General features: G+C 68.4%; 9 protein-coding genes and 1 other RNA gene. 5 read left to right on the top strand and 5 right to left on the bottom strand.

The annotated features are described in order from the left end of the window. Positions 1-418: 418 nt before the first annotated feature. Entirely contained in the window at positions 419-4,342 is a 3,924-nt protein-coding gene (gene hrpA / locus ACT3SQ_RS08540) for an ATP-dependent RNA helicase HrpA (protein ID WP_444601051.1), read from the bottom strand. A 168-nt stretch (positions 4,343-4,510) separates the two neighbouring features. Here hrpA and ACT3SQ_RS08535 point away from each other — a divergent pair, with 168 nt between their 5' ends. Both ACT3SQ_RS08535 and ACT3SQ_RS08530 read left to right on the top strand, forming a co-directional pair. Then, complete coding sequence (locus ACT3SQ_RS08535; RefSeq protein WP_444601050.1) at positions 4,511-5,914, top strand: hypothetical protein; 1,404 nt, start codon at positions 4,511-4,513, stop codon at positions 5,912-5,914. Between the two features lie 357 nt (positions 5,915-6,271). Next, positions 6,272-6,853: a hypothetical protein gene (locus ACT3SQ_RS08530; protein ID WP_444599507.1), complete on the top strand. Its 582-nt coding sequence runs from the start codon at positions 6,272-6,274 to the stop codon at positions 6,851-6,853. Positions 6,854-6,904: 51 nt separating this feature from the next. Here ACT3SQ_RS08530 and ACT3SQ_RS08525 read toward each other — a convergent pair whose 3' ends face one another. Beyond that, complete coding sequence (locus ACT3SQ_RS08525) at positions 6,905-7,852, bottom strand: phosphotransferase (protein WP_442331757.1); 948 nt, start codon at positions 7,850-7,852, stop codon at positions 6,905-6,907. 190 nt (positions 7,853-8,042) lie between these two features. On the opposite strand from ACT3SQ_RS08525, the gene ACT3SQ_RS08520 reads away from it, so the two are divergent. Together ACT3SQ_RS08520 and ACT3SQ_RS08515 are read left to right on the top strand one after the other, a co-directional pair. Next, the gene (locus tag ACT3SQ_RS08520; RefSeq protein WP_442331758.1) at positions 8,043-8,924 is read left to right on the top strand and encodes a sugar phosphate isomerase/epimerase family protein; all 882 of its coding nucleotides are present in this window, start codon (positions 8,043-8,045) and stop codon (positions 8,922-8,924) included. Next, complete coding sequence (locus ACT3SQ_RS08515; protein ID WP_442331759.1) at positions 8,921-10,948, top strand: glycoside hydrolase family 3 N-terminal domain-containing protein; 2,028 nt, start codon at positions 8,921-8,923, stop codon at positions 10,946-10,948. Before ACT3SQ_RS08520 ends, ACT3SQ_RS08515 begins: the two co-directional genes overlap by 4 nt. A gap of 247 nt (positions 10,949-11,195) precedes the next feature. Here ACT3SQ_RS08515 and ssrA read toward each other — a convergent pair. Then, positions 11,196-11,566: a transfer-messenger RNA gene (gene ssrA, locus ACT3SQ_RS08510) on the bottom strand. Between the two features lie 213 nt (positions 11,567-11,779). On the opposite strand from ssrA, the gene ACT3SQ_RS08505 reads away from it, so the two are divergent. Further along, a complete protein-coding gene (locus tag ACT3SQ_RS08505) occupies positions 11,780-12,352 on the top strand; it encodes a hypothetical protein (protein WP_442331760.1) in 573 nt (190 codons plus the stop codon). Between the two features lie 90 nt (positions 12,353-12,442). On the opposite strand, the gene smpB is transcribed toward ACT3SQ_RS08505, so the two are convergent. Together smpB and ACT3SQ_RS08495 are read right to left on the bottom strand one after the other, a co-directional pair. Then, positions 12,443-12,949 (bottom strand): SsrA-binding protein SmpB, encoded by a 507-nt coding sequence (gene smpB, locus ACT3SQ_RS08500; protein ID WP_299306216.1) that lies wholly within the window; start codon positions 12,947-12,949, stop codon positions 12,443-12,445. 182 nt (positions 12,950-13,131) lie between these two features. After that, entirely contained in the window at positions 13,132-14,466 is a 1,335-nt protein-coding gene (locus tag ACT3SQ_RS08495) for a peptidoglycan DD-metalloendopeptidase family protein (protein ID WP_442331761.1), read from the bottom strand.

Below are 14,466 nucleotides of genomic sequence, written 5' to 3'. Positions count from 1 at the left end.
GTCATCCCGAGCTGTGCCAAGGTAACGAAGCGATCACGGCGAGGGAAGGAGGCAGGTCACGTCTCCCCTTGCCTCCGGGGACGCGGAGCGTCCCGACTTGTGCGAGCCATGACCGAAGCACGCCCGGGGCCAGAGGTGCGAGCTGCGGGCGTCACCGCCGGTCATCACGCCACGAAAGGGAGCCAGCCTCATTCCGGCGCGCACGCCGTCGGCTCCCGCAGCCGGCGCGGGTAAAAACTTCGTCACGTGACCGCGCAGACACGCTCCGGGTGCCGTGCGCCACGCCAGCCACCGTGCCCGGCAGGCTCTGCTCTTGTCCGGCTCGGCTCTTGACCTGCTCGGCTCTTGACCTGCTCGGCTCTTGACCTGCTCGGCTACCGCCGAGCCGGCGCTATGCCCATGACACCCCTGACCGACCTCAGGAGAGCTCGGCGATCGCCTTGCGGATCCGCTTGTCCGAGACCGTCTGCTTCGTGCCGAGCGTCTGGGCGAACAGGCTCACCCGGAATTCCTCGAGCAGCCAGTCGATCTCGCGGGCGGCGGGTTCGGCGCGGCGGCGGGCGGAGAGCTTCGCCCGCTGCGTCGCCCAGTGCTGCTGGAGATCTCCGATCTGCCAGGCGAGCTGCTCATCGCGTCGTGGGTTGCCGGGCAGCTTGTCCAGCCGGATCGCATCGGCTTCGAGGTACCGGCGCAGGTCCGGGAGGTGCGTGATGCCGGTGCGGGCGATGAACCCGTCACCCAGCAGCGAGGCGGCGTGCTCCCGGATCTGGGTGAGGTGGGAGAGCACAGCCAGCGATGGTGCCCGCGAGAGCTCCTTGTGCAGCTTCCCAGCGGTGGCGAGCGCCGCCGCCGCATCCTTCACCGCCTGGGCGGCGAGGGTGACGTGCTGAGTGCGCACACGATCCAGGAGGGCGTCGTACTCCGCCCGCGTGCGCACCACCGCCGTGCCCGCAAGGTGCACGGTCGCCGCCGTCGAGGCATCCGCGAGCAGCGCGGCGGTGGAGGCGTAGTCCGAGCCCGCGACGGCGAGCTTCGTCGGATTCGGCAGCGCGTTCAGGACCGCGCCGAGGTCGGCCCCGAGATCGCGGTCCAACAGGGCGATGACGCCCTCACGGTGGGCGAGTGCCTGCTCATCAGCGGTGGCGAGCACGGCGAGGTCCACCTGCCGCAGGCGGCCGTCCTCACCGCGGCGCGCCACCAGCGCCGGGTAGCCGGTGACCTTCAGCCCGCCGACGGTGGATTCCCGCAGCGCCGGCACGCCCTCGGCGGGGAAGCTCGGCAGATCCTTCTGGGCCAGGTCATCTGCTTGCGCGGAGACCGAGGCGTCGACGCGCTGCTTGAGCCGCCCCTTGAGCGTCTCGAGGTCGTCGCCGGTGCCGATCTGTCGGCCCTTGTCGTCGACCACGCGGAAATGCATCCGCAGATGCGGGGGCAGCTTCGCGAGGTCGAACTCGGGGCCGTACAGCGGGAGGTCGTCGGGGACCCCCGGCAGGGCGACCAGCTCGTCGGCGACGGCTTCGAGGAAGATCTCTCCGGCGTCCGGATCCTCGTCGTGGAGCGTCCCGGCGACCGTCTTGGCTCGTTCCGGGGCGGGGACCAGGTGGCGGCGGATGGGCTTGGGCAGGGAGCGGATCAGCTCGGTGACCAGTTCCTCGCGCATGCCGGGCACGAGCCAGTCGAAGCCGCGCTTCTGAAGGCGGTTCAGCACGGCCAGCGGCACGGTCGCGGTGACGCCGTCGATGCCCTTCGCTCCCACGTCGCCGAAGGAGTAGCTCAGCGGCAGGGTGATGTCTCCCTGCACCCAGGTGTCGGGGAAGTCTGCGGCGATCGCCTCCGCCACGCTCTCGTCGGCCGCGAGCAGATCCTGCTCGGTGAGGGTGAGCAGGTCCGGGGTCTCGTGGCGCTGCGTCTTCCACCAGGTGTCGAAGTGTCGACCGGAGACCACGGTGGCAGGGATTCGCTGGTCGTAGAAGCTGAACAGCTGCTCGTCGGAGATCAGCAGATCGCGGCGACGGGTCTTCGCCTCGAGCTCCTCGAGCTCCTTGATCAGGGACCGGTTGTCGCGGAAGAAGTGGTGGCGGGTGCGCCAGTCCCCTTCGATCAGGGCGTTCTGGAGGAAGATCTCCCGGGCGGCCTCGGGATCGATGCGCCCGTAGCCCACGACGCGGTCGGCCACGATCGGCACCCCGAACAGGGAGACCTTCTCGTGCGCCATCGCGGAGGCCTGCTTCGAGGACCAGTGCGGGGCGGAGTGTGAGCGCTTGACCACATGGGAGCCGGTCTCCTCCGCCCAGGCCGGGTCGATCCGGGCGGCGGTACGGCCCCAGAGCCGGGAGGTCTCCACGAGCTCGGCGACCATCACGTAGTCGGGCCGTTTCTTGGACAGTGCCGAGCCGGGCCAGAGCGCGAAGCGGGCGCCGCGGGCGCCGGCATACTCCCGGGTGCGGTCATCCAGCAGGCCGACGTGGCTGAGGAGCCCGGCGAGCAGCGACTGGTGGATCGCCTGCGGAGAGGCGTCGTTGTCGTTGCGGGAGAGCTCAGCGTCTTTGGCCATGTCCTTGAGCTGGCTGTGCAGGTCCCACCATTCTCGGATCCGCAGGTAGTGCAGGTGCTCGGAGCGCACCTCGCGGCGGAAGGCGGAGTTCGACAAGGCCTTGCGCCGTTCCTGGAGGTGGTTCCAGAGGTTGAGGTAGGCGAGGAAGTCGCTGGTCTCGTCCTCGAAGCGCTTGTGCTTCTCCTTGGCCTGCTGCTCCTGGCCCAGCGGTCGCTCACGCGGGTCCTGGATCGACATCGCGGCGACGATGATCAGCACCTCCCGCAGCGCACCAAGACGGTGCGCCTCGATCAGCATGCGCGCCATCCGCGGATCCAGCGGGAAGCGGGCGAGCGTGCGCCCCACGGGCGTGAGTCGGCGGCCGCCGGGCTCGCCCGGGGCGTCCTCGATCGCGCCCAGCTCGTCCAGCAGCCGCACCCCGTCGGTGATCGCGCGGGAGGCGGGCGGCTCGACGAAGGGGAAGGACTCCACGTCCCCGAGCCCCAGCGAGGTCATCAGCAGCACCACGGAGGCGAGCGAGGTGCGCAGGATCTCGGGTTCGGTGAACTCCTCGCGCCCCTCGAAGTCCTCCTCGGAGAACAGCCGGATCGCGATGCCCGGGGCGGTGCGGCCCGAACGGCCGGAGCGCTGGTCGGCGCTGGCCTGGGAGATGGGCTCGATGGGGAGGCGCTGCACCTTGGTGCGCTGGGAGTAGCGGGAGATGCGGGCCAGGCCCGAGTCGATCACATAGGTGATGCCGGGAACGGTCAGCGACGTCTCGGCGACGTTCGTGGACAGGATGAGTCGGCGGTAGGTGCCGGCCTTCGGCGGGGAGAAGATCTTCTGCTGGTCCTGGGCCGAGAGCCGCCCGAACAGCGGCAGCACCTCGACCGGCAGCGCGGCCCGGCCGCGGGTGCCGCGATTGAGGTGGGCGGTCAACGCCTCGGAGATCTCACGGATCTCGCGCTCGCCGGGAAGGAAGACGAGCATGTCACCGGGGCCCTCGGCCGCGAGCTCGTCGACCGCGTCGGTGATCGCCTGGGTGAGGTCACGCTCGATGGAGTGGATGTCCTCGAGCTCGTCATCGTCCTCGACCTCCGGTTCGAGCACCAGCGGGCGGTAGCGGATCTCGACGGGGTAGGTGCGCCCGGAGACCTCGATGATCGGGGCAGGCCGCTTCTCACCCGAGGGCGAGGTGCTCGCGAAATGCTCGGCGAAGCGTTCGGGATCGATCGTGGCCGAGGTGATGACGACCTTCAGATCCGGCCGCTGGGGCAGGATCTGGCGCAGATAGCCGAGGATCACGTCGATGTTCAGGGACCGCTCGTGGGCCTCATCGATGATGATCGCGTCATAGCGCTTCAGCAGCCGGTCACGGCCGATCTCCGCCAGCAGGATGCCATCGGTCATGAGCTTCAGCCGGGCATTGCGGCTGGTCTCGCGCGTGAAGCGGACCTGGAAGCCGACGGTTCCCTCCCCCAGCTTCTCACCGAGCTCGCTCGCGATGCGCTGGGCGACCGAGCGGGCGGCGATCCGGCGCGGCTGGGTGTGGCCGATGAGCTTCCCGCGCTTGCCGTAGCCGAGCTCGAGCAGCATCTTGGGGATCTGTGTGGTCTTGCCGGAGCCGGTGGCGCCGGCGACCACGACCACCTGGTGCTCGCGCAGCGCGTCCAGGATGTCTTCGCGCTGCTGGGAGACCGGGAGCTCTGCGGGATAGTTCAGGCGCAGCCCGGTGTCGGAGGCAGAGGCTGGCGTGGAGGCGGGCTCAGTGGCAGGCGCGGAGGCAGGCGTCGAAGAAGGCGTGGTCATGGCGGGCCCACTCTACGTGGCTCGGCCGCTGCGGGTCCCGGTGATTTCCCTCGACCGGGCGCCGACCGATATCTCGTGGACCGCTCAAAAGTGGTGATCCTGCGCGCAGGTGGCGGATGTGCCGAGGACTTGGCCCCGGCAGGGCTCCGCGCAAGGTAGACACAGCGCATGTCGATCATCCGTGGACGTCGCTCCGCCCGTGGCCTCGCGCGCGTACTCCTGCTCGTGCTGCTGGTCGTGGCGGTCGTGGTTGCGAGCATCGTCTTCGGGGCACGACGAGCTTCCCATGACGCATCTCCCATCACCTCGACCACGCAGTTCAGCGCCACGATGGACCGCATGGTCCCGGTGCTCGGAGAGCTCCTGGGGGCGATGGGCGTGCGCTCCCCCGCACATCTCGCCGCCAAGCTGGGCTCGATCCGTCCGGTTGCCCTCGCCCATCCCGCGTGGCCAGATGCCGACTATGCGCTGTTCTCTCCCGAGGACTCGGAGGGGCCCGAGGAACCGGCGCTCGGAGCGATCGTCTGGTCGTCATCCTCCCCGGACCAGGACGACGCGGACCGGTCATGGTCCGCGCACTGCGTATTCCTGCAGATCGATCAGCAGGAAGCCCGGATCGCCTGGCAGGAGGTCCAGTGCCCGCAGGAGACCCCCGAACAGCCTCCGTCCGAGAGCTCTCCGGACGACCCCGCCGCCACCCTGGAGCGGCCGGAGCTGCGAACGGGCACAGCGTTCCGCTCCGCCGACAACACTTCTCACGGCTCGAGCAGCGACCCCATCCAGCGCGGTTTTCCGGCCAGCGGGCTCGTGCCGACCGATCGGCCGCCGACGACGGGCGACTGCGGACCGGAGGCCCTGGACGCGGTGCTCGACTCCGCCAGCGGCGCCGGCCCTGAGGACAGCGTCATCCTGCGGATCCAGAACGTCTCACCGAGCTCCTGCACCGTGCCGACGCTCTCCGGACTGAGAGTCGACCGTCAGGGCGAGCCCGTCGTCCCGTTCCTGACCCAGGCTGGGGCACCCCTCGACCTCGCTGCCTGGGAATCTGCCGCCACCTTCCTCTCGTTCCGTCCTCATCAGATCAGCCCCGACGGTGACGCCCTCACCCTCATGCTCGGTGGCAACTGGGTAGCGCTCGCAGATCCGAGTGACCTGACCCTCCGGGTGCGCGACGGCGATGAGATGACAGCCTCGCCCTGGCAGCACGCGGGATACGGGGTGCTCCTGGGGACCGATGAGAACTGGCGTGAGGACCAGGACATCGCACCGCCCTGCGCTCCGGAGCAGCTGGCGGTGACGGCCCGTCCCCGGTCCTCCTCAAGCGGAGACGAGGACGGGCTCCCTGATCCCACGCCGTTCACCGTCCTCAACATCAGCACAGCAGGTTGCAGGATCGAGTCAGGGACGCTCGCAGGGATCCCGGCAGTCCCACGGCTGACCATCCCGTCTACGGTGCTGCTTCAGAGCGGCCACAGCCTCGATCTGTTCGGGCCTGACAGCGCTCCGAACCTCACCGGCCAGCTGATCGTCGACGGCGTCACGCACCCGGTGGCCCCTCTGCAGACTCCCTGATTCGGGGCCGACTCCCTCACAAGATGCGGCCGCGATCCGCGGCCAGGAGAACCACGACGTCCCACCCCCACGATTCAGTCGTGGCGCAGCTCGGGGCACAGCGTTGTGGAGGAAACGTTCTCCAGGCCGTTGACCAGCAGGATGTGCGTGGACGAGACGGCGCTCGCATCGTAAGAGGCATGCTCCACCCATGAGCGCCACGAGCACAGCCCCTCCCCCGCACCGGCCCTTCTGCCAGGGGCGGGCACCACACCGATCGCGCCGCGGAAGCGACGCGCGATGATCCGCACACTCGTTCTCTGGCCCGGTCCCTCCCCGGCAGACTCTGCCTCCGCGTGCCACGAGTATTCCTCCAAGATGATCAGCCATGGCATCTCCTGGTACCGCCATGGCACCCTTCCGAGCCAGGACCCCGAGGTCTTGGATTTCTGTCGGGCGGCGGTGAAGAGTCTCAGGGCGTCGTCGGCCGGCCGGGAGAGCCCCTGGGAGGTGCCCGGGGAGTACGGGACGCTCTGGGGTGAGGTCCTCACCGTCGAGTTCGATGGTCCGCAGCCGGCGGCTGTCGCCACAGTGGCGCGCCTCGCCCACGAGCACGGGCTGGTCCTCTTCGATCTGCCTGCACACCGGGTGCTGACCGCTGCGGATATCACGACCACCTTCGGCGTGCCGATGATCCCCGCCGCTGCGCCCAGGTCCTTCTTCGAGCTGGTGATGGAGTGCAGACAGCGCTGGAGGTGCGTCGATGAACTGCGAGTGCTCGGGTCGGAGCTGATGAACTGCACCTTGCCGGTGGATCCCTCCCTGGTGACACCGATCCAGGAGGAGCTCGAAGTCTTCGAGGAGGTCCTGGACCTGCTCGGGTGCTATGACCTGGAGGACCTCAAGGAGCGACTCGAGGAGCTGATCCATGCGACCGCGGAGGACGACGTGTGGCGGTGAGGTGCGCCGAACGCGGGCCAGAAATATTCGGGAAGCTGACGGCGCCCGGCCTCAGCGTGATAGCAAACTGTGCCCGGCGGCGCCCAGGCTGTGCGTCGGCGGATAGGCGGTGACCAGTGCGAGAGCCATCCGGGTCCCCCACGCCCACGCCCTGGACACCAGCGCATCCCAGATCGCATCATCGTCGATCCCGGTCCAGGCGGCCGTCTCGCGGTAATCCTCCAGCACCGTGGTCGACGGCACGTGCAGCAGCAGGCCTCCCAGGTCGCTCGCCGGATCACCGCGGGTGGTATCGCCCCAGTCGATCAGTGAGGCCCGTCCTCCTGTTCCAGGCAGGGGGACGACGACGTTCCCGGGGTGCGGGTCCCCGTGCAGCAGCAGCTCCCGGCCTTCCCAGGGAGCTGCGGCCAGTCCGGTGCTCCACCGAACCTCTGCCCGCTCACGCACGGCGTCCGGCAGGTCTGCACGGTCGAGATCAGCGGCGAACGCCGTGATCCGTTCCGCGAGCGGGACGCCTCGCGCCGGGTTCCGACCGACCTCCGGCGCGGGCCCGGAATGGATCGTGGCGAGCATCCGAGCGAGGTCCTGTGCGACCAGTTCGCGGATCATCTGGGGCGCCTCATCCGCGGTGCTGCCGTCGATCCACAGCGCCAGCACGGCATCGTCGGCAGTGGCCAGGATGATCGGCAGCCCCATCGGCAGCGGGATCCCGAGACCGCGCAGGCGTCGCAGCACCGTCACCTCGCGGCCCAGCAGCGCCCGAGCGGACTCCCGCCGTGCGACTCTCAGCACCAGCGGACGACCCTCCAGCTGACCCACCGGCCACAGCGCGTTGTCCCAGCCCTCACCCCGCGGGGCACGCCCGATCGTCCAGTCGATCCGCTCGAGCTGGAACCCCTCTTCGGGGCGCAGCCGCGCGCACAGCAGCTCGACGCGCCGCAGATCCACGGGCAGGTCGGCTGGTGGCAGGAAGGGAGCCGTACGCGGCAGGCTGGTCATCCGGCCACCGTACGGTGGCCAGGCATCGTCGGCAACGATCTCGACCTCTCCGGCGGGGCGCGCCCGCCCCCGGGGCAATCCCAGACAACTGCTGCAGGTCGAACGGTTCGATGGCTACCGTGGGCCTCCTGCGGCCGTTCGGCATCCGCCATCGACCGCCACATCCCTGCAACGACCCGGAGGTCCCCTCGTGGCCCGAATCGGAATCCAGCTGATGATGCTCAAGGACCACGTCCGTGACCAGGGCATCGGTCCGGTCCTGGAGCGTGTGAAGGAGACAGGCTTCGAGGTGGTGGAGGTCTCCCAGATCCCGATGACCGAGGAGAACGTCGCCGGCATGGAAGCCGCGCGGGCGCGCCTGGGCATCGAGGTCGCCGCGATCTCCGCCAAGACCACGGTCCCGCCGGGCAGCGACGAGCTCAGCCTCGCAGAGGATTTCGACCCCCATGTCGAGCATGCCCGGCGCCTGGGCACCACGATGATCCGGATCGGCATGATGCCGATGACCGCGCTGCGCTCGTTGGAGGCGTTCGATGACTTCGCCGCCGAGGTCGACGGCTATGCCCAGCGCCTCGCCGAGCACGGGATCAGCCTCAGCTACCACAACCACCACATCGAGTTCGCGAAGCGTGAGGGCACCACCCTCCTGGACCGGCTGCGCCAGCGCGCCCCCCATCTGCGCTTCGAGATCGACTGCCACTGGGTCCAGCGCGGCGGGCAGGATCCCGAGCGCACCTTGCGGGCTTTCGCCGGGGTGCTGGATCTGGTGCATCTCAAGGACTACCGCATCGCGATGCCGTCGGCGGAGATCCTCGATGCCCGAGAGTCCGGAGACGCCGAGACCTTCTCCCGCTTCTGGCTCGGGGACATCGTGCAGTACGCCGAGGTCGGTGAGGGCACCCTGGACTGGAAGCCGGTCATCGAGCAGGCCGTCGCCTCCGGCGCACAGCATCTGCTCATCGAGCAGGACCAGACCTACGGGCGCGATATCTGGGAGTCACTGGCCATGAGCCGGCGACACCTGGTCTCGCTGGGCTTCGAATCACTCATCACCACAGGAGGACAGCGATGACCGAGCAGGTTCCACTCTCGAGCAGGGTCAAGCAGATCATCGAGGTCGACGGGCTGCAGTTCCGCGACCTCGACGGCGACGGCGCGCTCACCCCCTTCGAGGACTGGCGGCTGAGCCCCGCCGAGCGCGCCAAGGACCTCGCGGCGCGGATGTCCCCGGACGAGAAGCTCGGCCTGATGGTCATCACCTCCCGGCCGATGGGCATCTCTCAGCACAACAAGGACTTCACCAGCCACGACGGAGTGCTCGATGAGCAGTACCTGCCGATCAAGGTCGACCCTCACACCAGCGCCGGCATCCCCTTCGAGGGGACCACGCAGATGATCGCGGAGCTGAACATCCGTCACTTCATCATGCGCGAGGAGCCCACCGGATCCCGCATCGCGACCTGGATCAACACCATGAACGAGGTCGCGGAGGAGTCCCGCTGGGGCATCCCGGTGATCGTCGCCGCGAACTCGAAGAACGAGGCCGGCGCCTTCAAGATGGGCGGCACTCCCGAGGACCAGCCCTTCGCCGAATGGCCGGGCACCCTGGGCCTGGCCGCCACCGGCTCGCTCGAGGTGATCGAGTCCTTCGCAGAGCACTCCCGCGCCGAGTGGCGCGCCTCAGGCCTGCGCAAGGGCTATATGTACATGGCCGATGTGTTCACCGACCCGCGCTGGTTCCGCGGCCAGGGCACCCTCGGCGAGGACCCCGAGTTCGTCGGCCAGGCGATCGGGGCGCTGGTGCGTGGATTCCAGGGCAAGGACGGGCTCTCGGCCGATGGGGTGGCGCTGACCACCAAGCACTTCCCCGGCGGCGGCGCTCGCGAGAACGGTACCGATCCGCACTATGCGGAGGGCCGGTTCAACATCTACCCCACGCCCGGGTCGCTCGAGGAATACCACCTGCCGCCGTTCCAGGCGGCGCTCGACGCCGGGACCTCCTCGATCATGCCGTACTACGCGATCCCGTCGGAGGAGAAGTCCTCGACCCCGCAGGGACGGGTCACCGAGTTCGAACAGGTCGGCTTCGCGTTCAACCACGAGATCCTGAACCTGCTGCGCGAGATGGGTCATCGCGGCTACATCAACTCCGATTCGGGCGTGCTCTCGAAGATGGCCTGGGGCGTCGAGGAGCTCACCACCGCCGAGCGGGTGGGTGCCGCCGTCATGGCCGGCACCGACATGTTCGCCGACACCAATGATGTTGCCGCCGTGCGCGAGGCGTATGTCAGAGGGCTGTTTACCTCGGAACGGCTCGACGAGGCCGCCTCGCTGCTGCTCGAGGAGCTGTTCGCCCTGGGCCTGTTCGAGAACCCGTACGTGGACCCCGAGGAAGCGGATCGGGTGGTGCAGAATGCCGAGGCCCGCGCCGCGGCCGAGGACGCGCACCGCAGGTCCGTGGTGCTCGCCAAGAACCATGACGGGGCGCTGCCGCTGACCGAGGAGACCCTGGCCGGCAAGCGAGTGTATGTGGAGCTGTTCGCGACCCGCCTGACCGTCAAGGAGCTCGACGCGCTGCGCCGCCGCCTCGCCGCCGCGCATCCCGGGATCTCCTTCACCACCGACTACCACGACGCGGACGTGGCGATCCTGCTGCTGCGCCCGTTCATCGGCTCGTACTTCGAGTTCGTGGGGATCGGCGACCTCGGCATCGATGACCACTCGCATGTGGACATCGAGAAGGTCCGTGACATCCGCAAGCACGTGGACACGATGGTGGTGGGCCTGAACACCCTGTTCCCCTGGCTGCTCGACGGCATCGAACCACTCGCCGACGGCCTGCTGATGGGCTTCGAGACCGACTACGGGATCATGGTCGAGGCGATCCTCGGCGAGTTCTCCCCCACGGGAAAGCTGCCGATCACCTTCCCGATCGACGCCGCGGCGATCGCGGTCGACGAGAACGGGCATTGCGCCTCTCCGAACGACGTCCCGGGCTTCGCCAAGGAGCAGCACATGGACGGGCGTCCGTATGTGTACGTCGATGCCGACGGCAACCGCTACGAGCTCGGACACGGCCTGACGTACAGCGGCTGAGCAGATGGTGCGCGCTGGCAGGGCCGACGGTGCGCACCATCGCTGGTGGCGCGCACCATGGCCGGTGGCGAGCAGCATGGCCGGTGGCGCACACCATGGCCGGCGGCGCTCCGGTGCGCAGACCGCGCCCCCGGGGGCCGACAGCATGCCCCGGTCGTCGGCCCGCGGTCCGCTCGGACGGCAACAGAAAAAGGCCCCCTCCCCCGCGCTCTCGCGCAGGTGAGGGGGCCTTTCGTAGTGAGTGCAATGGTGGAGCCGGCGGGAATCGAACCCGCGTCCGATAGTGCGGAGCCAGGGCTTCTCCGGGCGCAGTCCGTATTGACGTTTTCTCAGTCCCGACGTTCGCACGGACACGACGTCGACAGACTCAGTCACTCTGAGGTGTTCATCCTTCCCCGATGACGAGGGTCGGCAGCAGTGGCTTCTTAGATGATGGAACGATCCGGGTCAGAAGCACGCCCGGGGTTCCAGACTGCTAACGCTGATCAGGCAGCGAGAGCGAAGTCAGTGCGCTTAGGTTCGGCACTTATTGGTTTCCAGAGAACGTTTACGAGATGACTCTGGCTTCTCGGCCCGCTTCCCCTTGCTGGACAACTACCGTCGAAACCGATCGGCCCCCAGCGTGGGTATGCAGCACAGATATCGACGGCCCCTCAGGGCCGTCCTTGCACTCACTCTTCTGTTGTCAAACACCCACTGACGACGGGTCTCCCCGTGCGTCGTGGTCCCACTCTACCGCGCCCGGCCGTGGTTCTGAAGCGAATATCCCTCAGCTCACGGCGAAGCCCGTCGGCCTGGACCCCGTACGGTCCCGGCCGCGATGATGGGGCGGTGAGCGGTTTCGAGGCAGCAGACGTCCAGGTCCGGATCGATGACGACAGCCTGCGGGAGGTGGTCTCCGATCCGGCGACGCTGGCCGAGTGGTGTGCGGTCCATCCGCGGGATCCTCGTACCGTCGCCTATCTGAGGATGCTCGGACGGCTTGACGAGGCCGCGATCGCCGGCCGCGCAGCCCTCGAGGACAGCGGTCTCTCACCGGTGATGCGGGCCGTGCGCCGGGCGCGCTACGCCCATGTGCTGCAGTGGCAGGGGGCGTTCCTCGCCGCCGAGGAACAGCTGGATCTGGCCGCGGAGGAGACCGGGCTCGAGGATCCCACGTCACCGTCATCCCTGTCGGTGCTGGCCGCCGTCTTCCAGCATCGTGCGAAGTGCCGGTTCGAGCACGCGCTGGCGGAGCATGGCGCCGGACGCACCCAGGCCGCCGCACGGACGTGGGACCTCGCCGTGGAGGATGCACGGCGAGCGCTGTACATGCGCGAGCACCTGGGAGTCGCTGACGAGGGTGTCATCAGCTCGAGCAGGCAGACGGTCGCCCGGCTGGAGCGACGGGACTTGGACAGCTGACAGGATCTGGAGGGCTGACCGCCCAGCCGAGCTGACAGCACCGCCGACCCGCACCGCTCGAGTCTGGTTGCGGCTCTGCGGCTGCTCGGTTCAGGCGATCTCGCGCTGGCGCATGGCGCGCTGTGCCTCGCGCAGATCCTGCTTCTCCCGCAGGGTCTGGCGCTTGTCCCATTCCTTCTTGCCGCGGCCCAGGCCGATCACGACCTTCGCATGCGAGCCCAGGAAGTACATCTCCATCGGAACGATGGTGAAGCCCTTCTCCCGTGACTTGCTGGCGAGCTTCTCGATCTCCTGCTTGTGGAGCAGGAGCTTGCGCTTGCGGCGGGCGGCATGGTTGGTCCAGGTGCCCTTGACGTAGGGAGCGATGTGGGCGTTGTCCATCCACACCTCACCGCCCTCGATGTAGCAGTAGCCATCGATCAGGGATGCTCCACGATCGCGCAGCGACTTCACCTCGGTACCGGTCAGGACGATGCCTGCTTCCCAGGTCTGGTCGATGTAGTAGTCGTGGGTGGCCCGCTTGTTCGAGGCGATGCGCTTCTTCGGGGGGCCTTCCTCCGCAGCGGCCTTCTTCGCCGCAGCCTTCTTCGCCGCCATCGGGGGGTCCCTCCTGCCATTCGTCGTGGTCTGTGCGTGCTCCGGCCACCCCTGGCGACCGGACACCCCAGCTTACGCGGTGGTCATCGCCGGTCGCGAACGCTTTTCGCAGGCAGCGGACACCGCTGACACCGTCCGTGGCCCTCCCGTGAGCCCGTGAGCCCGTGAGCGGGCGCCGGGGCTCAGAGGTACTTGCCGGGGTTGACGGCGTTCCCGTCCTCGTGGATCTCGAAATGCAGGTGGCAGCCGGTCGAGGAGCCGCTGGTCCCCACATAGCCGACGGTGGTCCCGGCAGAGACCTGCGCACCGACCGGCTGGGCGTAGCCCTGCAGGTGGTGGTAGGAGCTGGTGATCAGGCGCCCGTTGTGGATGCCGTGGCTGAGGATGATCTTGTTCCCGGCGCCGCTGTTGTAGGTCCTGGCGATGACGCGACCGGAGTGAGTGGCCCCCACCGGGACTCCGCAGGCCACCGGGAAGTCGACCCCCGCGTGGAGCTTCCGGGTGCGGTAGATCGGATGCACGCGCCAGCCGAAGTTCGAGTTCAGCCGGGCGTTGACCGGATAGATCCAGCCGCCGCCGGTGTCCGCCGAGCTGCTCGAGGAGCCTCCCCCGCCGCTGCTGCTGCTACCGCTGCTGCTTCGCTTCTCGCGTTCCCGCTGGGCCCGCTCCTCCTTCTCCCGCTCCTGCTGGGCGAGCTTCTCGATCTCCCCGTCCAGGGTGGTGCTGCGGGTCTCCAGGGTGGTGGTGTCACCCTCATACTTCGTCTTCTGCTCCTCGAGGGTGTCCCGCTGGGTCTTCTGCGTCTCATAGAGCGCATCGAGATCGATCTTCGCCTGAGACGCCACTTCCTCGGCGGTCTTGGTCCGTTCGACGGCTTTCTCGGCGTCGATCTTGAGCTGCTTGATCTCCTCGCGCACAGCGGTGAGACGCTCGGCGGAGTTCTCCGTCACCACCTGATCCGTGCGGAGGGTGTCGAGCCGGGTGCCCTGGGAGGCCATGGTGATCCGGTAGTTCATCGACCGGTCCACGGCATCCTGCGGGGACCGGTTGCCGAGGTAGATCGTGGAGGGGTTCGGTATGCCGCCGCCCTTGTAGGCGGTCAGCGCCACGGTGGCGAGCTCGCCGCCGCTGCGCTCCACCTCCTCTTTCCCTTCCTCGACCTCTCCCGAGAGGCGCTGCTCCTCCTTCTGCGCGGTGGTCAGGCGTTCCCCGACGATGCGGTCATCCTCGCGCGCTTCCTCGAGCTCGGCCTGGGCGAGCTCGAGATCTTCCTGCGCCTGGGGGATAAGCAGCTCGGTCTCGGCGAGCGCGAGGTAGGTCTCTGCGAGCTCGGTGTTGACATCGTTCAGCTCGATCCGGAGGTCCTCGAGCTTCTGATCGATCACGGAGCGCTCGGCGATCTTGTCTTCCTTGGTGCCCTCGGCCGAGGCTGGGGAGACCGGCATCATCAGCATCGGCAGCACCATCAGGGCTGCGGCGAGCATGCAGAGGGGGCGGCGCAGGATGCTCTGGGACAT

Source organism: Brachybacterium sp. AOP42-C2-15 (assembly GCF_052377065.1).
In the GTDB taxonomy this organism is placed as follows: Bacteria; Actinomycetota; Actinomycetes; order Actinomycetales; family Dermabacteraceae; genus Brachybacterium.
The sequence above is the reverse complement of the archived record's forward strand: the minus strand, read 5'-3'. Positions and strand labels throughout refer to the sequence as shown.

What these genes read in the sequence shown, in the direction of transcription:
- hrpA (WP_444601051.1), bottom strand. Translation starts at nt 4,342, where the DNA reads ATGACCACGCCTTCTTCGACGCCTGCCTCCGCGCCTGCCACTGAGCCC.
- ACT3SQ_RS08535 (WP_444601050.1), top strand. Translation starts at nt 4,511, where the DNA reads ATGTCGATCATCCGTGGACGTCGCTCCGCCCGTGGCCTCGCGCGCGTA.
- ACT3SQ_RS08530 (WP_444599507.1), top strand. Translation starts at nt 6,272, where the DNA reads ATGATCAGCCATGGCATCTCCTGGTACCGCCATGGCACCCTTCCGAGC.
- ACT3SQ_RS08525 (WP_442331757.1), bottom strand. Translation starts at nt 7,852, where the DNA reads ATGACCAGCCTGCCGCGTACGGCTCCCTTCCTGCCACCAGCCGACCTG.
- ACT3SQ_RS08515 (WP_442331759.1), top strand. Translation starts at nt 8,921, where the DNA reads ATGACCGAGCAGGTTCCACTCTCGAGCAGGGTCAAGCAGATCATCGAG.
- smpB (WP_299306216.1), bottom strand. Translation starts at nt 12,949, where the DNA reads ATGGCGGCGAAGAAGGCTGCGGCGAAGAAGGCCGCTGCGGAGGAAGGC.
- ACT3SQ_RS08495 (WP_442331761.1), bottom strand. Translation starts at nt 14,466, where the DNA reads ATGTCCCAGAGCATCCTGCGCCGCCCCCTCTGCATGCTCGCCGCAGCC.